A 21,785-nucleotide genomic window follows, 5' to 3' on the forward strand; every position below is an offset into this window, starting at 1 on the left:
CACTGGTGGCGTCCACAACCACCCGGGTACTCGCGCATCGCGAGACTCGAGGCACGAAAGAGACGATGATGTCCGACAGCTCTGTCTACGGCGCCCCCTCCAGCGCGCCGACCTCTCCCCGCCGCGCGACCCGCGTCCACCACCTGGCCCAGATGAAGGCCGAGGGTGAGAAGTGGTCGATGCTCACCGCCTACGACTACTCGAGTGCCCGCATCTTCGATGCCGCGCAGATCCCGGTGCTGTTGGTCGGCGACTCCGCGGCCAACGTGGTCTACGGCTACGACACCACCATCCCGGTCTCGATCGACGAGCTGCTGCCGCTGGTTCGTGGCGTGGTACGCGGCGCCCCGCACGCTCTGGTCGTCGCCGACCTGCCGTTCGGCAGCTACGAGGGCGGCTCGGCGCAGGCACTCACCTCGGCCATCCGTTTCTTCAAGGAGGGCGGGGCGCACGCGGTGAAGCTTGAGGGGGGTGAGCGCGTCGCCGACCAGATCGCCACCCTGAGTGCCGCGGGCATCCCGGTGATGGCCCACATCGGGTTCACCCCGCAGAGCGTGAACGGACTGGGCGGCTTCCGCGTCCAGGGCCGTGGCGACGCCGGCGACCAGCTCATCGCCGATGCCATCGCCGTCGCCGAGGCCGGGGCGTTCGCCGTCGTGATGGAGATGGTCCCGGCCGATCTGGCCGGCCAGATCACCCGCAAGCTCACCATCCCCACCGTCGGCATCGGCGCCGGTAACGAGACCGACGCCCAGGTCCTCGTGTGGCAGGACATGGCCGGCTTCACCCACGGCAAGACCGCCAAGTTCGTGAAGCGCTACGCCGACATCGGCACCGACCTGCGTGTCGCGGCCGAGCAGTACGCCGACGAGGTGCGCCGGGGGCAGTTCCCGGGACCCGAGCACAGCTACTGAATCGACACCGCGCGCCGAGTCCGGCGCGCATGATCGCGATCCGATCGTCACCGACGGACGTGCCGCCGCATCGGGTACACCCGGCATGATGGACCGATGCGCGATTTGTACCCGGCGATCGAGCCGTATCAGCAGGAGATGCTCGACGTCGGTGACGGACAACGGATCCACGTCGAGTGCAGTGGCGACCCCGAGGGCAAGCCGGTGGTGTTCGTCCACGGCGGCCCCGGCGGGGGCACGTCACCGGATCAGCGTCGGTTCTTCGATCCGACGGCCTACCGGATCATCCTGTTCGACCAGCGCGGGTGCGGACAATCGACCCCGCACATCGCCGACGGCGCCGATCTCTCGGTCAACACCACCGCGCACCTGATCGCCGACATGGAACGCATCCGCACCCATCTCGGGGTCGAGCGGTGGCAGGTGTTCGGCGGATCGTGGGGTTCCACGCTGGGGCTCGCCTACGCCCAGGCCCACCCGGAGCGTGTCACCGAGCTGGTGCTGCGGGGGATCTTCCTGCTGCGCCGCAGCGAGATCGACTGGTACTACAACGGCGGTGCCGCACACCTCTTCCCGGACCTGTGGGAGGGCTACCTGGCGCCGATTCCCGAGTCCGAACGCGACGGCGACCTCGTGGCGGCCTACCGGCGACTGCTCGCATCCGACGACCCCGACGTACGGTCCGCCGCCGCCACGGCGTGGACGAACTGGGAACAGAGCACCAGTCATCTGCTGCCGACCCCGGACGCCGACGACGTCGACACCCGTTTCGATCTCGCCTTCGCCTCGATCGAGAACCACTATTTCACCCACGGGGGCTTCCTCGACGACGGTCAGCTGCTGCGCGACATCGATCGCATCGCCCACATCCCCGGCGTGATCGTGCAGGGCCGATACGATGTGGTCTGTCCGATGCGCAGCGCGTGGGATCTGCACCGCGCGTGGCCCTCTGCCGATCTGCGCATCGTCGACGATGCCGGCCATGCCTCCTTCGAGGCCGGGATCAAACACCATCTCGTCGAGGCGACCGACCGCCTCGCACGCACACCCGCCACGACCGACGACAAGGACGCACGCCAGTCATGACCGCGCACGAGCAGATCGAGATCGAGCTGAAGTTCGACGTCGCGGCCGGACGACCGATCCCCGACCTGACTGCGCTGCCGGGTGTCGCCTCGGCGTCGGAGCCGATCGAGGAGAACCTCGACGCCACCTACTTCGACACCGAGAACCTCGATCTCGCCGACAACCGGATCACGCTGCGCCGCCGGACCGGTGGCCATGACGAGGGGTGGCATCTGAAGCGGCCGGCGGGCGCGGGCGGGCGACGCGAACGGCAGGTCCCGCTCGATCCCGACGATGCCGATCCGGCGACCGGGATCGCCCACGCCACGGTCCCCGCCGAGCTGCTCGAGCCGGTCCGCGTGCACGTGCGCGGCCGGTCACTGTCGCCGGTGGCGGTGATCGGCACCCGACGTCAGATCACCGAGGCACGCGGCGACGACGGCCTCCTGCTGGCCGTGTTGTGCGCGGACCTGGTAACCGCACGGTCGCTGCTGCCCGGCGGCACCGGACAGACGTGGTCGGAGTGGGAGTTCGAACTCGTCGGCGAGAACGGTGGCGACACCGATCTGCTCGGTCCCGCCGAGGAGCTGCTCCGCGGGGCCGGGGCCACCACCGCCTCGAGCGCGTCGAAACTCGCCCGCACCATCGGCGCGATGCCCGGCCACCGCTCGACGAAGCCGCTGCCGGCGAAGCCGACCGCACTCGAACTCGTGATCACCGAACTGTCCCGACACCGCGATCAGCTGGTCGAGTGGGATCCGGCGGTACGTGCCGACGCCGACGACGCGGTCCATCAGATGCGGGTGGCGACACGCAGACTCCGCAGCGTGCTGCGCGCGTTCGACTCGGTCCTCGGCGGCGCCGCCCGCGACACCATCGGCGACGAGCTCAAGGAACTCGCCTCGGTGCTCGGGGTCGCGCGCGACGCCGAGGTGACCGCGCAGCGCTACGCCGAACTCCTCGCCGACGAGAATGCCTCGGACGCACTGCGCGCGGCGCTCGTCGACGAACAGAACCGCCGGTACCGCCGAGGGCTGCGTGTCGCGGTGACGGGGATGAACTCCGCCCGCTATTTCGCCCTGCTCGACGCCATCGACGAATACCTCGTCGATCCCGTCGCCGGTCCCGACGCCGAGCGGCCCGCGAAGAAAGCCCTGCGTGACGCCGTCGATGCCAGCCGCCGTTCGGTACGCAAGGCGCAACGCAGGCTCGCGAAGCACGACCGGGACACCGAGGAGTGGACCGAGCAGATGCACACGGTCCGCAAGAAGGCGAAGCGGCTGCGCTACATCGCCGAGGCGGGCGCGACGCTCGGCATCTCCCGACACAAGCAGGTGGGCGCGACGGCGAAGAAGATCCAGTCGCTGCTGGGTGACGCCAACGACGCGACGCTCAGTCGCGAACTGCTGGCCGAGGTCGCCACGACTCTCAGCTCGCCCACCGACGCCTTCGTCCTGGGCCGTCTCGACGCCCGCGAGGAGGAACGCCACGCCGAGGCGCTGCGCCGCTACGACGCCATCGCCGACGACCTGTAGCGCGTCGGCCCGGGGAGCGGGCATCCACGAGGGGGTGCGAACGAGTCGACCTGTAAGCCGGATCCTGTCCCGACCGCGAGGGTCGTGGGCGATCATCCATCTGGACACACCGTCGCCGGGTGCCTCGAGCGGTCCACCCGCAGGCTCGGGCGAGCAGCCCTCGAACGCCTGCGCAGCCGCACCTCGCGGTGCGACCTTCGACCTTGCTCCGGGTGGGGTTTACCGAGCCGCCGTGGTCACCCACGGCGCTGGTGCGCTCTTACCGCACCGTTTCACCCTCACCGACCCCCGCTCCCGAGGGCGCGGTGTCGGCGGTCTGTTCTCTGTGGCACTTTCCCGCGGGTCACCCCGGGTTGTCGTTAGCAACCACCCTGCTCTGTGGAGTCCGGACTTTCCTCGATCACGGGCGTGTCACCCTCGCGGGTGACCGTTCCCGCAGACCGCGATCGCCCGGTCGGCTCGTTCGCCGGTTTATGATAGCCGCCGTTCGTCCCATACCCGATCGTCGTCGCGCCCACGGCGGGATCGGCACCGGACCGGCGACGCGCATCAACTGGGGGGTTGGACCTTGAACACACTGCACACGACGACATCCGGTACGGCAACGGCTCCGACGAGGGCCCTCGCGGTCCTTCTCGCCCTGGTCGCGATCGTCACCGCCGCCGCGCTCTCGCCGTCGATCGCGCAGGCGGCGCCTCCGACACCCACACCCGGCGTCACCACGACACCGCCCGCCGCGGGCGCCACGGCCGCACGGGTCGTATCGGTGGTGATGACCGCGCCCCAGAAGGCCCGGCTGCGCGTGTTCTCCCCGTCGATGCGGAAGACCATCTCGGTCGACGTGCTCCTCCCCCGTGACCGGAGCCGGCCACGACCGTCGCTCTACCTGCTCGACGGCATCGACGCCGGCGTCCTCACCGGATACCGCCAGAGCGGATGGACCGATCAGACCGACATCGTGCGCTTCATGGCCGACAAGTCGGTGAACGTCGTCCTCCCGATCGGCGGGACCGCGAGCTACTACACCGACTGGGATCGGACCGATCCTGTTCTCGGCGTGAACAAGTGGGACACGTTCCTCGCGTCGGAACTGCCCCCGATCATCGACCGGACTTTCGCGGGCAATGGCGTCAACGCCATCGGAGGTGTCTCGATGGGCGCCACGGGCGCGATGATGCTCGCCGTCCGTCACCCCGGTCTCTATCGCGGCGTAGCCGCGTTCAGCGGATGCCTCGATCTCCTCGATCCCAACGCCGCGGCGGCCACGCAGGGCAGCATCCTGACCCGCGGCGGCAACCCCGACAACATGTGGGGCCCGCCCGGTGACGCACAGTGGCGGGCACACGACCCCGCCTCGCAGGTCGGCGTGCTGAAGGGGACCTCGCTCTATCTCGCCGTCGGGAACGGTCTCCCCGATTTCTCGCTGGGCCTCGCCGGCCTGGCATCGCCTGTCGGTGGGGTGTTGGAGAGCGGCGCGTTGACGTGCACCCGGTTGTTCGCCGGCGCCGCCCGCCGGGCCGGGGTGGCGACCACGATCAACTATCGATCCGGCCTGCATTCGTGGGGCTACTGGAATCAGGACCTGCATCGCTCGTGGCCGACGGTGGCCCGCGCCCTCGGGGTGCCCGTCGGCCGACGGTAGCGTCCACTGCCGCGACGGCCGCGGGGACGACGGCGCTGGGACGACCGGGGCCGGGGCGCTACCCTGACGCGGTGGCCCGCTACGTCGCTCTGCTCCGAGGCATCAACGTGGGTGGCGTCCGGGTCGGAATGTCCGATCTGCGAGACGAATTCGGACGCCTCGGGTTCGCCGACGTGCGGTCGGTGCTCGCCACCGGCAACGTCGTGTTCGACGCCGGAGACGACGCCGCGCCGTCGCAGTTGCGCGCAGTGATCGAACCGGCCCTCGGACAACGGTTCGGCTACGAGGCGTTCGTGTTCGTCCACATCGTCGACCAGGTCGCCGCGGTCACCGCTGCGTATCCGTTCGACGAGAGTGACGGCGTCCACGCCTATGTCGTGTTCGTCGCCGACACCGCGGTCCTCGACGAACTGCTCGGCGTCGACATCGACGGCGACGTCGAGTCGGTGGCCCGTGGGGACGGTGTCGTCTACTGGTCGGTGCCGCGGGAGCAGACGCTCACGAGCGCTTTCGGCAAGGTGCTGGGCAAGTCGAGATACAAGGCGACGACCACCAATCGCAACCTCCGCACCCTCCGCAAGATCCTCGCCTGAGGCCCCGGGGACGACAGACATGATGGCAGCGGGCGCCGTGGCGCTCATGGTGGTGGCGCTCGCGTTCGCGGTGTGGCGTCCGCGGGGGCTCCCCGAGGCGACGGTCGCGGTCCCCGCGGCCGCGATCGCGATCGCCGTCGGCGCGGTGACACTGGGTGAGGCGTTCGACGAGATCCACCGTCTGACGTCCACCGTCGCCACACTCGCTGCGCTGCTGGCGCTCTCGCACGGGTGCGAGGTCCTGGGCGTGTTCGACTGGGTGTCGCGGCAGATCGGCCGCGCCGGCGCGGGCAACGGTCGACGACTGTTCGCGTTGGGCTTCGTCGGGGCCGCCGTCACGACCGCGGCCCTGAACCTCGACGCCACCGTTGTGCTGTTGACGCCGGTGCTCATCGCCGTGACGCGCGGACTGGGTGTCGGCCCTCGCCCCCTGTCGGTGGCGACGATCAGCCTGGCCAACGCGGCGTCGTCGCTGATGCCGGTCTCGAATCTCACCAACCTGCTGGCGTTCTCGGCGACAGGCCTGAGCTTTGGACGCTTCACCGTCCTCATGGCGCTCCCCTGGCTCGCGACGCTGGTGGTGCAGTACGCGGTGCACCGCTGGTGGTTCCGTCGCGAGATCGCCGAGATGCCCGAGAGCGATCCGCAGGAACCCGGACCGCCGCCGGTCACCGCGCTCTGCGTCCTCGGCGCGACTCTGCTCGGTTTCGTCCTGTCGTCTCAGGTCGGCGTGGAGCCGGTGTGGTTCGCGACCGCCGGAGCTGTGGTGCTGACCGTGATCGCCATGGCGCGCAGGAAGTCCGGGGTGACCGACGTCGTCCGCGCCATCAACCCGCTGTTCCTCGTGTTCGTGTTCGCACTGGGGGTCCTGGTCGCGGCGATCGCCGACGGCGCGATCGGTCGGTGGTTGGCGGGAATCGTGCCGAACGGGTCGGGACTGCTCGCGCTGCTGGGCATCGCCGCGATCGGCGCGGTGGTCGCGAACGTCATCAACAACATCCCGGCGACGCTGTTGCTCCTCGCCGCGATGTCCGGCGCCCCGACCGTCGCGCTGCTCGCGATGCTCCTCGGGGTCAACATCGGTTCCAACTTCACCTACGTCGGCTCGTTGGCGAACCTGCTGTGGCGGCGCATCGTCAGTCGCGACGGCGTGGCCGTCTCCGCCGCGGGATTCTCCGCCCTCGGCCTCGTCGCCGGACTCCCGTCGATCGTCGCCGCGGTCATCGCGCTGTGGTTGGTCGCCTGAGCGCGCGGTCAGCCACGGCGTGGCATGGCCACTGCGTCACGCCGCGTAGGTGACGAGACCGCGTGGCCAGGTGACGTCGAAGGAACGCCGTTCCGGCGTGGCGTCCGTCGACGGTTCGGCGACGTCGTCAGACGTCGGAGCGGGTGGCGCCACCGATCCTTCGAGCGTGTCCCGGTGTCGCAGGAGCAGTTCGTCGATCCGGTGCAGGTGGTTGGCGCGGATCTGGTCGGGCGGGTCGGTGTTACGACGCCAGCCGTAGCGGCCCTTGTCGGGGCCGTCGGTGATCTTCCCCGTCGCCCATTGGTGGGGTTCAGAACCGACGGCGCGGTTGTGTCGGCCGCACGCGGGTGCCATGTGTGGCGAGTCGGTGAGTCCGCCGTCGGCCCAATCGCGTTCAGCGTGATGCATTTCGGTGTGCGCGAACGGCGTCGCGCAGTCGTCCTTGCTGCAGCCGCCGTACAAGGCGAAGGCCATCAACCGCTGCGCTTGGGACGCGAGCCGCCGGCCGCGGCCGAAGAACAGCGGTTCGCCTGTGACATCGCTGAACACCGCGAGATGGGTTTGGGCGTCGGCGGCCAGCTTGATGACGTTGCTGATCGGCAAATCGGTACCGGTCGCGGTGCGCGCGACACCGGCGTGCTCCCGGAGTTGTGCGTCGGTAATCGAGACGATGATCTGCGGCGGCAAACCACGATGCGAGCCGCCGAGTAGTCCACCGTTGACCGCGGCATCCAAGAGGGCCTTGAACGCGTCGTGGTTCCGCTGACTCTGCGATCGATGGTCCCGGTCAGCTGCCTCTTTCAGCAACTGCAGGTCGGCATCGCCGTGATCACCCTTCGGTGACTGATCGTCATCGGGGTTGTTCATCCCCGGCGCCGCCCATTTCGCGAGCACGACGTCGAACAGGGCGCGCGTGATCGGATCCAACGTGGCCGTGAGTTTCGACATCAACTGACTGTCTTGGCAGCCGAGGTTCAACTTCCGGTTCCGTGCGCGATCACGGTCGTCGGTGAGAGTGCCATCGGGATCGAGGTGGGCGAGGATCCGCACTCCGGCGGCGCCGATCTCTTTCGGCGCCAAGGTCGTCGCGAACTCGGCCAGGACTCTCTCTGCCCGCGCCCGCTGTTCCACATCAACGGTCGACGGGATCTTCTTCATCACGTCGAGTACCGCGTGCACGTGGTCGGGTCCGATGGTTCCGGCGGCCAACTCGCGAGCGGTGTTCGGGCACACCGGCGGCAGCTTCTCACCGGTCATCGCGTGCATGGGTTCGAGCGATCGGACTGCGTCGAGCCTCTTCTTGGGGTGGGTGATGCGCAGTTTCGTCTGCAGAAACTCGGAGACGGTCACGCATCCCGCGGTCCGGTGGGCGTCGCGGTCGGAGACCTCGAGAATCCGCTGATTGCCGATGGACTCGAATTGACGCACAACGGTGTGGTGGTCGATGGCCAATTGTGCGACGGTCTCGTCGTCGTGGGCATCTGCGGTCTCTTCGGCGATCTCCTTCACCAGGGCTTGCAGGGCAGCGTATTTCGCCACGAGATCGCTCACGGACTGCCCCTCCCCAGGTGTAACTGTACGTCTATTCTAGCACGCGTGTTCGAGGTGTGGAAGGTTGATTTTGGTGAATAGTGTTGAACGTGAGTGTATTTCGGGTGGCTGGTTGCGTTCTACTGCCGCTGACGGTGCGGAAGCCGGACGCCGAGTGTGCGTTGTCTCGTCGTCGACTCGCGTCACGCTGTCAGCACACTCGACGACCGTTTCCACACAGTCAGCATCTTCGGCACAGCCAAGACCGCCGTAGGCGCGTCAGGCGAGGTGGTTCGTGTCGTTGACGAGACGGACCGAACTGCCTCCGTCGGCGTAGAACTCAGCCGTCGAGAGCGACGCCAGGTCCAGGTGGAGCTTGAAGAGGATCGACGGACCGACGTCGAGGGCATGGCGCAGAACGGTTTTGATCGGCGTCACGTGGCTGACCACAACGACGGTGCCCGGCCCGTACTCCGACACCACCTGCTCGGTCGCGACCCGGACGCGCTCGGTGACCACCTCGAAGCTCTCACCACCGGGCGGGGCCACGGTGACGTCGGACATCCACGCGCGGTGCAACTCCGGATCACGCTGCATCGCCTCGAGGAACGTCAGACCCTCCCACTCGCCGAAGTCGGTCTCGGTGAAACCCTCCACCTCGTGCACCGGCAGTCCGACGCGACGGGCGATGGCGTCGGCGGTGGCCCGCGCCCGCGACAACGGGCTCGACACGATGGCCTTGATCCCGCCGCGCGTGGCGATCCGATGCGCCACCCGATCAGCCTGCTGCACACCGAGAGCGGTGAGTTCGGGGTTACCGCGGCCGCTGTAGCGCCGGTCCACCGACAGCGCCGTCTGTCCGTGACGCACCAGCACCAACCGGGTGGGCTCCCCCATCGCACCGGTCCAGCCGGGACCGGTCTTCGCCGCCGCACCCTTCTCGACGGGCGCGGCCGGCTCCGGGGACGTCGCGACCTGACCGTCGGCCTGCGTGTCCATCGCCTCGTTGGCGAGGCGGTCGGCGTGCGAGTTCTCCGCACGCGGAATCCAGGCGAAGTCGACGCTCGAGAACTCCGCGACGAGATCCCGCGCCTGTGCGGCGAGGGGGATCATGTCCGGGTGCTTGACCTTCCAACGCCCCGACATCTGTTCGACGACGAGCTTGGAGTCCATCCGGACCCGCACCTCGTCGGCCCCGATGTCGCGCGCGGCATCGAGCCCGGCGATGAGCCCGCGGTATTCGGCGACGTTGTTGGTGGCGCGGCCGATGTACTCCTTGCGCTCGGCGAGCACGGCCTCGTGATCGGCGTCCCACACGACGGCCCCGTATCCGGCGACGCCGGGGTTGCCACGCGAACCGCCGTCGGCCTCGACGATCACACGCACGCTAGACCCCGGACTCGTGGGTGCGCACGATGATCGCGCCGCACTCGTCGCACCGCAGCACCTCGTCGGCCGGTGCCTGGCCGTAGCGGCTGAGGGTTCCGCGGTCGATCTCCATGCGGCAGGCGCCGCACCGCGCCTGCCGGAGCAGGCCCGCACCGATCCGGCCCTGCGACACCTGCTTGTCGTAGACGGCGAGCAGGGCGTCGTCGATCTGTCCGCGCAGTTCGTCACGGCGGGTGCGCGCGGCGTCGGCGGTCACGTCGATCTCCGACATCGCCGTCGCCGCGGTCGACTCGGCCCGCGCGATCTCCTCCTCGGTGTGGGTCACCAGTGCCCCGCAGCGCAGTTCCTCTGCGGCGGTGGCCTCCTGGCGTTCCATCACCTCGAGCAACTCGTCCTCGGCGACCCCGCGTCGACGGTGCAGGCCGGCGATCTCGTGCTCGATCTCGGTGAGCGCCTTACCGGTGAGGGTGCCGCCGTTGAGAAGAGCCGAGTCCTTCGACAGGCGTGTGGCGAGTACGGCGATGTCGTTCTCGAGTCGCCGTACCTCGCGGGCGAGGTCCTCGGCCGCGATCTGGGCGGCGATGGTCTGATCGCGGTACTCGCGCAGCGCCTCGGTCAGCTCGGCGACCCGCGCGGCCTCCGGCGAATGGGATCGCCGATGGGTGGCCCTCGAGACCCCGGCATCGACCTCGGCCAGGTCGAGGAGAGCTCTCTGATCGGCCGGATCTGCCTTCATGTCGCGAGGGTGTCCTGTTCTGTAGGGGTTCTCGCGACACTACCGGTCGGCGTCGGTCCTCTTCGTGACACCGCTGGTCCGGGGTGCGTTGTGCAGCGTGAACGGGTCGGTAGGACGGTCGAAGACCGTGATCACCACCCCTGCGTCGTGGGCGCGGAGCACCCCGGCGACCTGCTCACACCAGGGGAACTCGGTCGCCCAGTGTCCGGCGTCGACGAGCGCCGGGCTCCCGGCCCGCAGGTGTTCGTCGGCGGGGTGGTGTCGCAGATCCGCGGTCACGTACACGTCGGCGCCGGCACCCGCCGCGGCGTCGATCAGCGAGTCTCCGGCTCCACCGCACACCGCGACCGTCGAGATCATCGCGTCGGGATCGCCCGCCGTCCGCACGCCCCACGGCGCGGCCGTCAGGGAATTCGCCACGTGATCGGTGAACGCGCGCAACGACATCGGCTCGGCGAGGGTGCCCACCCGCCCGAGACCGACATCGGAGGGGGTCGAGGCGAGTTCGATGAGGTCGAAGGCGGGTTCCTCGTAGGGGTGCGCCGCGCGCAGGGCCGCGAGCACCGCGTCGCGCCGGCTGCGGGGTGCCACCATCTGCATCCGGTCCTCGGCGACCGAGGTGATCTCGCCGACGGCACCGATCGCCGGTGTCGCCGCGTCCCCCGGCAGGAACTCCCCGGTGCCGGCGACGGTGAAGCGGCATCGGCTGTACTCGCCGATGGCCCCGGCGCCCGCGGCAAACATCGCCTCGGCGACTGCGTCGGTCGCGGCGTGCGGGACCATCACCACCCACGAGTCCAGCGGCGGGCTCGGCACCGGCGACAGCGGTCGGGTGTCGGTCACGCCGAGCGCGTCGGCGAGGGCGTCGGACACCCCGGGGCGGGCGATGTCGGCGTTGGTGTGCGCGGTGTAGAGCCCGCACCCCGAGCGGATGAGGCGGTGGATCAACCTGCCCTTCGGGGTGTGGGCGCCGACGGTGTCGACACCGCGCAGCAGGAGCGGATGGTGCGCCACGATGAGTTCGACGCCGGTCGCGACGGCCTCGTCGACGACCGCGTCGGTGACGTCGACGCAGATCAACACCGCGGTGACCGTGTCGCCGGGATCGCCGCAGACGAGACCGACACTGTCCCAGGACTCGGCGTGTCGGGGCGGGTAGGTCGCGTCGAGCAGTTCGATCAGATCGCGTAGGGCGGCCACGTCAGTTCCCGTCGTCGATGTCAGTGCCTGGGGTGTCGAGATGGTGTTCGGCGTCGTCGTCGCCGCGCCAGGCGGCGATCAGCCCGGCGACGACGTGGGGTTCGCGGACGGCGAGCCGGAGGTGGTCGGGGCCGAGGCCTGCGAAGTTCGCGCAGCTACGCACCGCGTGACCCGCCCGCGCGAGGTGGTTCTTGCGCGCGGTCCCGTCGATGGTCCGCACCAGCACGAACGACGCCGCGGGCGTGCCGCACACATCGATGCCGGCGTCGGTCAGGGCCGCACACATCGCCTCGCGGTCGGCGCGCACGATGCGGGCCTGCGCGCGCGCATGGGCCCGTCCCCGGTCCGACAACGCGGCGCGCAGAGCGGTCAGCTGCAGCGTGCCCACCGGCCAGTGCGGACGCCCCGCGGTCAGGTCGCCGATCAGATCGGCTGTTGCGCAGAGGTATCCGGCACGCAGCCCCGCAAGGGCGAAGGTCTTGGTGATGCTGCGGATCACGATGACGTCCGGGTGGGCGATCCCGACGAGGGATTCCGGTTCGTCGATCTCCACCCCGCTGCGCACCGCGAGGGTCACGTCGGCGAACGCCTCGTCGACCACGACGACCCGTCCGGGACGCCGCAGGGACTCGATCGCCTCGCGGGTGTGGAGCACCGAGGTCGGGTTGGTGGGGTTGCCCACGATCACCATGTCGGCGTCGTCGGGCACGTCGGCGGCGGCCACGTCCCACGGCTCCGGGCACACGACACGGGTCACGTGCACGCCGGCCGAGGTCAGCACCCGTTCGGGCTCGGTGAAGGTGGGGGCGATGACGACGGCGGTGCGTGGACGCAGCCGGGCGAGCAACGCGAATCCCTCGGCGGCCCCGGCGAGGGGCAACACCTCGCGGCGGTCGCGCTCATGGGCCTGGGCGATCGCGTCGACCGCGGCATCGTGATCGTCGCGCAGGGGATAGCCGGCCAGGTCGGGGAGCCGCACGGCGAGTGCGTCGAGCATCCAACCCGGAGTCCGGCCGCGGACGTTGACGGCGAAATCGACCATGCCCGGGGCGACGTCGTCGTCGCCGTGGCGGTCGAGTGCGGTGAGGTCGCCGGCCGCGGCGGTCCGGTGGTGCGTCGCCGACGGGATCACAGCTCACGACTCTACTTCGCGCCCCTGCGTGGCCCGGGCGGCGCTCGTCGGGTGACAATGGTGGTGTGCCGGTCTCCACCGATCCCGCCGCGGCGACGACGACCCTGTTGTTCGACCTCGACGGCACCATCACCGATTCCTTCGACGGCATCGCCAACAGCTTTCGCCATGCGCTGGCGACCATCGGCCATCCCGAGCCCGATCCGACGCTCGTCGAGGGCATCGCCGGGCCGCCCATGCTGGACACGCTGCACACGCTGGGTCTCGACGACGACCGTGCGGCCGCCGCGATGGACGCCTACCGGACGCGCTACACCGCCATCGGGTGGCTGGAGAACTCGGTGTTCCCCGAGATGGACGCGATGCTCGGCGACCTGGCCTCGGCCGGACGCCGGATGGCCGTGGCCACCTCGAAGAACCAGACGACGGCGACGCGCATCCTCGAGCACTTCGGTCTCGCCGACCATTTCACGGTGATCGCCGGCGCCAGCGACGACGGGACCCGCCGCACGAAGGGCGACGTAGTTGCGCACGCGCTGTCCGGGCTCGGGGTCGCCCCGACCGCGTCGGCCGACGGCGGGACACCCGACGTGGTGATCATCGGTGACCGCTCCCACGACATCCACGGCGCCGGCGCGTTCGGGATCCCCGCGGTCCTCGTCGGCTGGGGCTACGCGCTCGAGGGCGAGGGCGCCGACGCGCGCTGGCAGGTGTCGACGGTGAGTGAGCTGCGCGAGGTGCTCGGTGTCTGACCGCCTGCACATCACGTTCGTCTGCACCGGCAACATCTGCCGGTCCCCGATGGCCCAGAGCATCGTGACCCACGCCGTCGCCGACGCCGGGCTGGCGGATCGGGTGCTGATCGACAGCTGCGGCACCGGCTCGTGGCACGTCGGCGAACCGGCCGACGACCGGGCGCGGGCCGAACTGCGCCGGGTCGGCTACTGCGACGAGCACTCCGCGGCGGTCCTCGGCTCCGAACACGTCGGCGCCGACCTGCTGGTGGCACTCGACCGCAGCCACCTGCAGGCGTTGTCGCGCAAGCGGCTCGGCGACCGGGCCCGCCTGCTGCGCAGTTTCGACCCCGCCGCGACCGAACCCGACGTGGCCGACCCATATTACGGCGACCAGGCCGATTTCACCCGCGTCCGTGAACAGATCGAGGCCGCCGTACCGGGCCTGCTCGACTGGATCCGCGAGCAGTTGGCCCGGTAGGGCGGTCGATCACCCCTGCGGGTCCGGCACAGCCCGCGGGATCAGATGGTGACGGGCTCGATCAACGAGTGTGCGAAGCGCATCTTCTCGAGCACCTTGGCCGGCAGCACGAACGGGTAGAGGTCCTGGTGACCCATCGAGCGGTTGATCTGGTTCAGCGACCACGACAGCGGCAGCCACCACTCGATGATGCGGTCGAAACCGACGTCACCGGTGAGCGAGCTGGCCAGCGTCGCGCCGGCCGGGGCCATCGCGAAAGCCGCTGCGGTGTCGAGGGTGTCGCGGATGTGGAGGTAGTGGGCGAAGGTCTCGGCCCAGTCCTCGGCCGGGTGCATGGTGGCGTACGACGAGACGTAGTCGGACTTCCAGTCCGAGGGCGGGCCGTCGTTGTAGTGGCGGTCGAGCGCGGCCTGGTAGTCGTCGTCGGGGTTGCCGAACAGCTCCTCGAACCGCTGACGGTGCTCGCCGTCGCCGACGAGTGCCATCTGGTAGTAGTGGCCGATCTCGTGGCGGAAGTGGCCGATCAGCGTGCGGTAGGGCTCGTCCATCGAGACGCGGAGCTGTTCGCGGTGCACGTCGTCGCCCTCGGCGAGATCGAGGGTGATGACCCCGTTCGCGTGACCGGTGATGACGTTCTCGTGCGCGCTGGACAACAGGTCGAACGCGAGACCGGTGCTCGTGTCGTCGTCGCGTCCGACGATGGGCAGGTTCAGTTCGGTCAGCTCGAGCACGACCCGGCGCTTGGCCGCCTCGGCGTCACCGAACTCGGTGAGCGCCTCGGTGTCGCCGTCGCCGGGGCGTGTGCGTGTGAGCCGGCAGGACTCGCAGAGACCGTCGTGGTCGGAGTCCTTCGTCACGAGCCAGTTGCACTTGGCGACGACGTTGTTCGCGCACCGGATCATGGTCGACCCGTCGATCTCGGTCTGACCGTTGTCGTCGAGGGTGACGATGGTGCGTGAGGGGAGGTGGAAGCCGAGCGCGCTGGCGCACTTGAGGCAGAGGGTGTTCTCGAAGGAGAGCTGCTGGCCGCAGTTGCGGCAGGCGAAATCACGCATGATGGGGGTGGGTCCGTTCGGTGAGGCACCTGCGCCCTGCGGGCGCCGAGGTGAGGTTCGCCGGACCGCGAGGCGCGCTCACGGCGGCGGCTTCGCGTGAGGGCCTGTCGGGCTCCGGCCGTCCCAGCGTAGTCGACCTATGCAGGTCGGCTCACCGATCTGGCGCACCCGTCGACCCGTGCGGGAGGTTGTACCGTCGAGGTATGCGAGTGCTCCGCGCCTTCCTGCGTCCCGGTTGGGTGGTTCTCGCGCTCGTCGTCGTGGCGTTCGCGGTGGCCTGCTTCTGGGTGCTGGCGCCATGGCAGCTCGGCAAGAACGGTCGCACCGAACACCAGAACGATCTGATCAAGAGCGCGGTGTCGAAGGCGGCGGTCCCCATCGACACCGTCTACCCCGGCTCGGGGCCGGTACCGACCGACACCGAGTGGCGCGAGGTCTCGGTGACGGGCAGCTACCTGCCCGAGGCGCAGGCGGTCGTCCGGCTGCGATCGGTCGACGACAGTCCCGCGTTCGAGGTGCTCACACCGTTCCGCACCTCCGACGGCCGGATCTTCGTGGTCAACCGCGGCTACGTGCGCCCGCAGCAGGGCACCGCGCTGCCGCCGGTGACCGCAGCGCCCGCCGGCACGACCACCATCGACGCCCGGATCCGCCAACCCGAGGGCACCAGCCCGGGCAAGGGGCCGCGCACCGAGTCCGGGGTGCTGCAGGTCTACACGATCGACCCGGCCGTGCTCGGCCGGACCGTCGGGTTGACCACGATGCCCGCCTATCTGCAGCTGTCGTCGGGGCAGCCCGGCAGCCTCGCCGAGATCCCCATCCCCCAGCTCGACTCCGGCCCGTACCTCTCCTACGGCCTGCAGTGGATCGCGTTCGGCGTGATGGCCCCGCTGGGCCTGTTGTATTTCGTGCGATCGGAGATCCGGCATCGACGCGCGGCCAACGCCGCCCGCGCCGAGACCGCCGAGCGCATCCGCACCGGAGCCGCACCGCCCGATGCCCTCGAGTCCGCGGCGCTGGCCGAATCGGCGCTGTCGGAACGCGCGGCCCGGGCAAGACAACGGCGCAAGGAACTGACGTCGGCGTCGTCGACTGGGATGGGACAGACGCGGGTGCGCGGCACCATCGGCGCCGGCCCCGATCAGGCCGTCGCAGGCGAGGACCGGGTACGCGGCAAGCTCGCCGACCGGTACGGCGACTAGTTCCCACGCCTCCGGGGGCGGACACCGACGGTGCTCGCCGCCGAGGCGAGGACCGCACTCACCAGCTGTACCCGCCGCGAGAGCGTGATCGCCCGGCGCAGGTCGGCCACGTCGGGTGCCGGACCGTCGCCCAGGCGCGGCCGCTCCTCCACACGGTGGCGATACACCGTGGTGCCGCCGAGTCCGATGCCGAGCGCGCCGGCGAACGACGACTCGACGACACCGGCGTTCGGGCTCGGGTGCGCTCGCGCGTCGCGGCGCCACGCCGCCGCGGCGTCGGCAGGTCGGCCACCGATCGCGATCACGATCACCCCGGCCAGACGCGCGGGCACCAGATTGGCGACATCGTCGAGACGTGCTGCTGCCCAGCCGAACTGCTCGTAGCGCGGCGTGCGGTGGCCGACCATCGCGTCGAGGGTGTTGATCATCCGGTACGCGATGAGTCCGCGCACCCCACCGACAGCACCCCACACCAGCGGCGCGACGGTGGCGTCGGAGGTGTTCTCGGCCACCGATTCCACGGTCGCGCGGACCATCCCGGCGCGATCGAGGCTCTCGGGATCGCGGCCGCACAGGCTCGGGATGAGTGCCCGGGCCGCCTGCTCGTCGCCGGCGTCGAGGGCGTCGGCCACCGCCGTCGCGACCCGGGTGAGTCCGGTTCCGCCCAGTACCGTCCACGTCGCGGCCGCCGTGGCCGCCGCCGCGCCCGCGCCGCCGACACGTCGCAGGGGCTCGGCGATCGTCAGGACCGACACCAGGCAACCACCGACGAACACCACGCCCGCCCAGCGGTTGTCGCGGTACACGACCCGCTCGAGACGCCCCGCGAGGGTGCCCATGCCGGCCACCGGATGCCCACGCCGCGGATCGGCGAACACCAGGTCGACGCCGAGGCCGGCCACCAGCCCGAGTGCACGTGCGACACGGCGGGCCGACGGGGGGTTGATCACCGACACCACCCTGCCACGCGGTGTCTGCTCCCGGCGTCCGGCCGTAGGGTCGTGGGCGTGGCCGGACGCCGAAGACCTCGCAGACCACCCGCCCGGACCGCGGCGGGCACCCCGGTCGCCGCCGACGCGTCGCCGACGCCCGAGGGTGTCTTCGACATCGACTCCGGGACCGCGAGGATCACCGCCGACGACGACGGGACCGGCTGGCTGATCGAGGTCAACGGCGTGCAGAGTTCCCACATCGTCACCGACGACCCGTTGCGCCTGGAGTTCGAGTACATGCGCTGGATCGCGGCGGTGATCGACGACCGCCACCACCCCGACGACCCGATGCGGGTGCTGCATCTCGGCGCCGGCGCCTGCACGCTCGCCCGCCGACTCGCCGCGGCGTATCCGCGGTCACGACACGTGGCCGTCGACGTCGACGCGGCGCTGGCGACGCTGGTGCGCGACCGTTTCGACCTCCCCCGCGCCCCGGTGCTGCGTCTGCGTGTCGGCGATGCTCGCGAGGTGACGACCGCCCTGCACACCGATAGCCGCGACGTCGTGATCCGCGACGTGTTCGCGGGCGCGACGACCCCGGAGAACCTCACCACCGCCGAGTTCGCCGAGGAGGTGCATCGCGTGTTGCGACCGGGCGGGCTCTACCTCGTCAACTGCGCCGACACCCGCGACCTCGCCGGCGCCCGCGCCGAGATCGCCACCATCGGAGGACGATTCGCGCACGTCACGCTCGTCGCCGATCCGGCGATGCTCAAGGGCAGGCGCTACGGGAACATCATCATCGCCGCGAGCGACGACGAGATCGAGGTCTCGGCCGCAGTGGTGAAGACGCTGCTCGCCGGGGCGGTCCCGGCGTCGATGCGCGACGACGCCGACACCCGCCGATTCGCCGCGGGCGCAACCGTTCTGCGAGATGCGGGCAGTGACGACACGGCGCCGGACGGTGACGTCAGTCCGACGTCTCCAGCAGCGCCTTCTTGACGACCTTGCCCATGGCGTTGCGCGGCAGTTCGTCGACGAAGTGCACCTCGCGCGGTCGCTTGTGCACCGACAGTGCCGTCGCGACGTGCTCGATCAGCCCCTCGGCGGCGGCGGCGTCGGTCGCCGCATCGGGCCGGACGACGACGTAGGCGACGATCCGCTGGCCCAGGTCGTCGTCGGCCGGGCCGACCACCGCGACCTCGGCCACCGTCGGGTGCTCGAGCAGGGATGCCTCCACCTCGCCCGCACCGACCCGGTACCCGCCGGACTTGATGAGATCGGTGGACAAGCGACCCACGATGCGGTGCATCCCGCCGGGTTCGATCAGTGCGGCGTCGCCGGTCGCGAACCACCCGTCGGGCAGCCACGATGCGGCCGTCGCCTCGGGTCGGTTCAGGTATCCCGCCCCGAGCATCGGGCCCTGCACGAGCAGTTCACCGACCGCGTCCCCGTCGTGGGGCAGTTCGTCGCCGGACTCGTCGCGCAGACGGGTCCGGACCCCCGCCACCGGCGATCCGACCCACCCCGCCCGGCGCGGACCGTCGGCGCGGGCGCTGAGGGTGATGAGTGTCTCGGTCATGCCGTAGCGCTCCACCGGCTCGTGTTCGGTGAGCTCGGCCACCGCGTCGAACACCGTCGGCGGCAGTGGCGCGCTGCCCGAGATCAGCAGTCGGGCACCGGAGAGCGAGCGTGCGTGCTCGGGTTCGGCGACGATTCTCGACCACACGGTCGGGACGCCGAAGTACATCGTGCCCGGGTGCTCACCCTGCGCCGCGGCGGCGTACGCCTCGGGTCGGGGTCGGACGGTGTGGTGCAGTCGGCTGCCCACCCGGAGTGGGCCGAGGAGTCCGAGGATCAGACCGTGGACGTGGAACAGCGGCAGGCCGTGCACGAGGGTGTCGTCGGCGGTCCACGCCCAGGCGTCGGCGAGGGCGTCGATGCCGGCCGCCAGCGACCCGTGGGTGCTCACGACGCCCTTGGGCGCCCCGGTGGTGCCGGAGGTGTACATGATCATCGCCACGGTGTCCGCGGGCGGCTGGGGATGCCGGTGCCACGACCGGGCGTAGAGCCGCACCGGGAGGTGGGGCCGGTCGCACGGATCGGTGGGTGTGGCACCCAGCCAGGCCTGTGCGCCGGAGTCGTCGAGGACGTGACGTCGTTCGGCGTCGCCGCTGTCGGGTGCGACCGGCACCACGGTCACACCGGCCAACAGCGCGGCGACCACGGCGACGACGGTCTGCATCGACGGCACCGCCTCGACCGCGACGCGACTCAGTCCACCCAGTCGCTCGGACGCCGACGTCGCCGCCCCGACGATGTCGGCCTGGGAGAACGACTCGTCGCCGACGGTCACGAAGGCGGGGACATCCGGCCGATCGGCCACGAAACCCGGTGTCAGGAGAGGGAACAGCACCCCGCCACTGTCGCACACCCCGGGCTGTCGGTACCCACACCTAGTCTCGGGCCCACGAGCAACCATCGCGTCCCACCGCCACCGGCGGGGTCGCATGATCCACCAGGAGCCGCCATGTCGTCGCCCACCACCGATGTCGACTTCGACGACGTGATCGACCGCGCGTGGGCGGGGTTCGCCACGGCGCTGACCGAGCGGCTGAGCGGCCCCCGTGACGATCAGTCGATCGACCTCAGTCGCGAGCACGTCGCGCGCTGCTCGACGAGTGATCTGCGGTTCCGTCGTCTTCCCACCGGGATGGTCTGCGCGATCGTGGCCGTCCCGGCCGGACGGCGGGCGACGATCGCGGCACCGCCGGGATGGTCCGACGCCGACGGTGGCCATCTCGTCCGGATCGTCGACCACGAGAAGATCGCCACCCTCGTCGGCGAGGCCGTCGACCTGGCCCGCACGCTGCTCGCGCTGCCGCACCCGAGCTTCCTGCGCGACGACGCGTCGGTGCGCGCGCGGGCGCAGTCCATGGCCGACCACCCTTCGGCCGGGTTGTCCCGTGTGGTCGGGCGCGTGGTGCGTGACCGGCTGGCCGGTGTGGTCGGTATCGACGTGCACGACGCGGTCGAGCTGACCTACCCCGACGCCACCGCCCATCTGCAGGTGTGGGGGCCGCAGCGCAGCGCGATGCTGTGGACCACCATTCGCGGCGCGGTCGATCCCGACGCCGTGGGCCACGCCCGGACGGTCGTCGGCGCGTGGCCGGGTTTCGAACTCGTCGTCGACGGTTCGGTGGTCGACGTGGAGTTCGCCGTCGACCTCGGCGCCGACCCACGCACCGCGATCGGCGAGGCCATCGATCGGTGGCACGCCTTCATGACCGACGAACTGCCCGCCCTCACCACCGTGCTCACCGCGCCGTCGTCCCCCGACGAGATCGCCATGCCGGCTGCGCTGCGTGTGGCGGTGGACCGGGGGCGTGCCGGGTCGCTCCCCGACGCCGCCGGGGTGGCGCACCTGTGCGGCACCGACCGCGGTGCCGCCGTCGACTCGATGGAGGTCTGCCGGACGCAGTCCCTGCAGTGGCTCCACCGTGCCGACTCCGCCGGCGCCTCGGGCGACACCGAGGGGCCGATGAGGCCCTGCGCTCCTCGGCGAGCTGGGACGCGCTGTACTCCGTCTTCGCCGACGCGGTGCGGATCATGGTGCGCGACGCCGCCTGAGCGGGCCGATCGCTACGGTTGGTCGATGCGAACGGTCGGGGTGGACCTCGCCGCCGAGCCCGCGAAGACGGCGTGCGCGGTCGTCGAGTGGGAGGCGGGCGGCGCCCGGGTGACCGCGCTGCGCCTCAGGGCCGACGACGCCGATCTGGTCGCCGCCGCCGACGGGGCCGACCGCGTCGGCATCGATTCACCGTTCGGTTGGCCCGATGCGTTCGTGGAGTTCGTGGTGGCCCATCACCACGGCGCCGCGCCCACCACCGGCCCACTCAACACGCGTGCGGCACGGGCGCCGCTGGTGCGTCGCCACACCGACGAGGTTGTGCGCGCGGAGACCGGCCTGATCCCGTTGAGCGTGTCGGCCGATCTCATCGCCCATGTGGCGCTGAGGTGTTCGAGCATCTTGCGCGCGCTCGGCGTGTCCGATCGCGTGCACGGTGCGGCCGCCGAGGTGTATCCCGCAGCCGCGCTGCACACATGGGGTCTGCGCTCGCGTGGGTACAAGGGCACCGCGAACACCGGTGTCCGCGCCACCCTGCTCGCCGACCTCGCCGTCGCGGCACCGTGGCTCGATCTCGGTGATTTCACGGCGCTCTGTCACGCGAGCGACGACGCCGTCGACGCGGTCCTCGCCGCACTCCTGGCGCGTGCGGTGGCGTTGGACGCCACCGGACTCCCGTCGCCGGACATGGCCGATGTCGCGGCGCGCGAGGGGTGGATCCACCTGCCGCGGATCACGTTGGCCGAGCTCGTCGCAGACTGACGCGGGGAC

General features: G+C 70.6%; 19 protein-coding genes and 1 other RNA gene. 11 read left to right on the top strand and 9 right to left on the bottom strand.

Annotated features, from left to right (window positions below):
- The first annotated feature begins 68 nt into the window (after window positions 1-68).
- The 3 genes from panB to OG579_RS04680 all read left to right on the top strand — a co-directional run bounded on the left by panB (window position 69) and on the right by OG579_RS04680 (window position 3,514).
- Window positions 69-914, top strand: a complete 846-nt coding sequence (panB, locus tag OG579_RS04670; protein ID WP_055790830.1) for a 3-methyl-2-oxobutanoate hydroxymethyltransferase — start codon at window positions 69-71, stop codon at window positions 912-914.
- 96 nt (window positions 915-1,010) lie between these two features.
- Complete coding sequence (gene pip / locus OG579_RS04675) at window positions 1,011-2,000, top strand: prolyl aminopeptidase (RefSeq protein ID WP_328858262.1); 990 nt, start codon at window positions 1,011-1,013, stop codon at window positions 1,998-2,000.
- Window positions 1,997-3,514 (top strand): CYTH and CHAD domain-containing protein, encoded by a 1,518-nt coding sequence (locus OG579_RS04680; RefSeq protein ID WP_328858263.1) that lies wholly within the window; start codon window positions 1,997-1,999, stop codon window positions 3,512-3,514. The genes pip and OG579_RS04680 overlap by 4 nt, the downstream gene beginning before the upstream one ends.
- Before the next feature lie 37 nt (window positions 3,515-3,551).
- Here OG579_RS04680 and rnpB read toward each other — a convergent pair.
- Window positions 3,552-3,976, bottom strand: an RNA gene (rnpB, locus tag OG579_RS04685) — RNase P RNA component class A.
- Between the two features lie 115 nt (window positions 3,977-4,091).
- Between rnpB and OG579_RS04690 the strand changes: the two genes are divergently transcribed.
- The 3 genes from OG579_RS04690 to OG579_RS04700 all read left to right on the top strand — a co-directional run bounded on the left by OG579_RS04690 (window position 4,092) and on the right by OG579_RS04700 (window position 6,995).
- Complete coding sequence (locus OG579_RS04690; RefSeq protein ID WP_328859161.1) at window positions 4,092-5,156, top strand: alpha/beta hydrolase; 1,065 nt, start codon at window positions 4,092-4,094, stop codon at window positions 5,154-5,156.
- A gap of 71 nt (window positions 5,157-5,227) precedes the next feature.
- The gene (locus OG579_RS04695; RefSeq protein ID WP_328858264.1) at window positions 5,228-5,749 is read left to right on the top strand and encodes a DUF1697 domain-containing protein; all 522 of its coding nucleotides are present in this window, start codon (window positions 5,228-5,230) and stop codon (window positions 5,747-5,749) included.
- A gap of 19 nt (window positions 5,750-5,768) precedes the next feature.
- A complete protein-coding gene (locus OG579_RS04700) occupies window positions 5,769-6,995 on the top strand; it encodes an SLC13 family permease (RefSeq protein WP_328858265.1) in 1,227 nt (408 codons plus the stop codon).
- 36 nt (window positions 6,996-7,031) lie between these two features.
- On the opposite strand, the gene OG579_RS04705 is transcribed toward OG579_RS04700, so the two are convergent.
- The 5 genes from OG579_RS04705 to cobC all read right to left on the bottom strand — a co-directional run bounded on the left by OG579_RS04705 (window position 7,032) and on the right by cobC (window position 12,982).
- On the bottom strand, window positions 7,032-8,546 hold the full coding sequence (locus OG579_RS04705; protein WP_328858266.1) for an HNH endonuclease signature motif containing protein: 1,515 nt from the start codon (window positions 8,544-8,546) through the stop codon (window positions 7,032-7,034).
- Between the two features lie 258 nt (window positions 8,547-8,804).
- Complete coding sequence (locus tag OG579_RS04710; protein WP_328858267.1) at window positions 8,805-9,911, bottom strand: bifunctional RNase H/acid phosphatase; 1,107 nt, start codon at window positions 9,909-9,911, stop codon at window positions 8,805-8,807.
- Between the two features lies 1 nt (window position 9,912).
- Window positions 9,913-10,650 carry a zinc ribbon domain-containing protein gene (locus OG579_RS04715; protein ID WP_328858268.1) on the bottom strand — a complete coding sequence of 246 codons (738 nt, stop codon included), beginning with the start codon at window positions 10,648-10,650 and terminating at the stop codon, window positions 9,913-9,915.
- Window positions 10,651-10,689: 39 nt separating this feature from the next.
- Window positions 10,690-11,850, bottom strand: a complete 1,161-nt coding sequence (locus OG579_RS04720) for a Nif3-like dinuclear metal center hexameric protein (RefSeq protein WP_328858269.1) — start codon at window positions 11,848-11,850, stop codon at window positions 10,690-10,692.
- A 1-nt stretch (window position 11,851) separates the two neighbouring features.
- Window positions 11,852-12,982, bottom strand: a complete 1,131-nt coding sequence (cobC, locus tag OG579_RS04725) for an Rv2231c family pyridoxal phosphate-dependent protein CobC (RefSeq protein ID WP_328858270.1) — start codon at window positions 12,980-12,982, stop codon at window positions 11,852-11,854.
- A gap of 65 nt (window positions 12,983-13,047) precedes the next feature.
- On the opposite strand from cobC, the gene OG579_RS04730 reads away from it, so the two are divergent.
- Together OG579_RS04730 and OG579_RS04735 are read left to right on the top strand one after the other, a co-directional pair.
- A complete protein-coding gene (locus OG579_RS04730; protein ID WP_328858271.1) occupies window positions 13,048-13,734 on the top strand; it encodes an HAD hydrolase-like protein in 687 nt (228 codons plus the stop codon).
- Window positions 13,727-14,197 carry a low molecular weight protein-tyrosine-phosphatase gene (locus tag OG579_RS04735; protein ID WP_328858272.1) on the top strand — a complete coding sequence of 157 codons (471 nt, stop codon included), beginning with the start codon at window positions 13,727-13,729 and terminating at the stop codon, window positions 14,195-14,197. The genes OG579_RS04730 and OG579_RS04735 overlap by 8 nt, the downstream gene beginning before the upstream one ends.
- 41 nt (window positions 14,198-14,238) lie before the next feature.
- Here the strand turns inward: OG579_RS04735 and OG579_RS04740 are convergent, their stop codons facing one another.
- On the bottom strand, window positions 14,239-15,252 hold the full coding sequence (locus OG579_RS04740) for a zinc-binding metallopeptidase family protein (protein WP_328858273.1): 1,014 nt from the start codon (window positions 15,250-15,252) through the stop codon (window positions 14,239-14,241).
- Between the two features lie 203 nt (window positions 15,253-15,455).
- Between OG579_RS04740 and OG579_RS04745 the strand changes: the two genes are divergently transcribed.
- Window positions 15,456-16,454, top strand: coding sequence for an SURF1 family cytochrome oxidase biogenesis protein (locus OG579_RS04745; RefSeq protein WP_045823137.1), 999 nt, complete (start codon window positions 15,456-15,458; stop codon window positions 16,452-16,454).
- Here OG579_RS04745 and OG579_RS04750 read toward each other — a convergent pair.
- Window positions 16,451-17,404, bottom strand: a complete 954-nt coding sequence (locus OG579_RS04750; protein ID WP_328858274.1) for a cobalamin biosynthesis protein — start codon at window positions 17,402-17,404, stop codon at window positions 16,451-16,453. The two genes, OG579_RS04745 and OG579_RS04750, sit on opposite strands and share 4 nt — an antisense overlap.
- A 57-nt stretch (window positions 17,405-17,461) precedes the next feature.
- Here OG579_RS04750 and OG579_RS04755 point away from each other — a divergent pair, with 57 nt between their 5' ends.
- The gene (locus OG579_RS04755; RefSeq protein ID WP_328858275.1) at window positions 17,462-18,388 is read left to right on the top strand and encodes a spermidine synthase; all 927 of its coding nucleotides are present in this window, start codon (window positions 17,462-17,464) and stop codon (window positions 18,386-18,388) included.
- Here OG579_RS04755 and OG579_RS04760 read toward each other — a convergent pair.
- Entirely contained in the window at window positions 18,357-19,802 is a 1,446-nt protein-coding gene (locus OG579_RS04760) for an acyl-CoA synthetase (protein ID WP_328858276.1), read from the bottom strand. The genes OG579_RS04755 and OG579_RS04760 overlap by 32 nt on opposite strands.
- Window positions 19,803-19,916: 114 nt before the next feature.
- On the opposite strand from OG579_RS04760, the gene OG579_RS04765 reads away from it, so the two are divergent.
- A complete protein-coding gene (locus OG579_RS04765; protein WP_328858277.1) occupies window positions 19,917-21,776 on the top strand; it encodes a DUF429 domain-containing protein in 1,860 nt (619 codons plus the stop codon).
- The last annotated feature ends 9 nt before the right edge of the window (window positions 21,777-21,785 follow it).

The organism is Williamsia herbipolensis (assembly GCF_036153515.1).
GTDB classification, from domain to species: Bacteria; Actinomycetota; Actinomycetes; order Mycobacteriales; family Mycobacteriaceae; genus Williamsia_A; species Williamsia_A herbipolensis.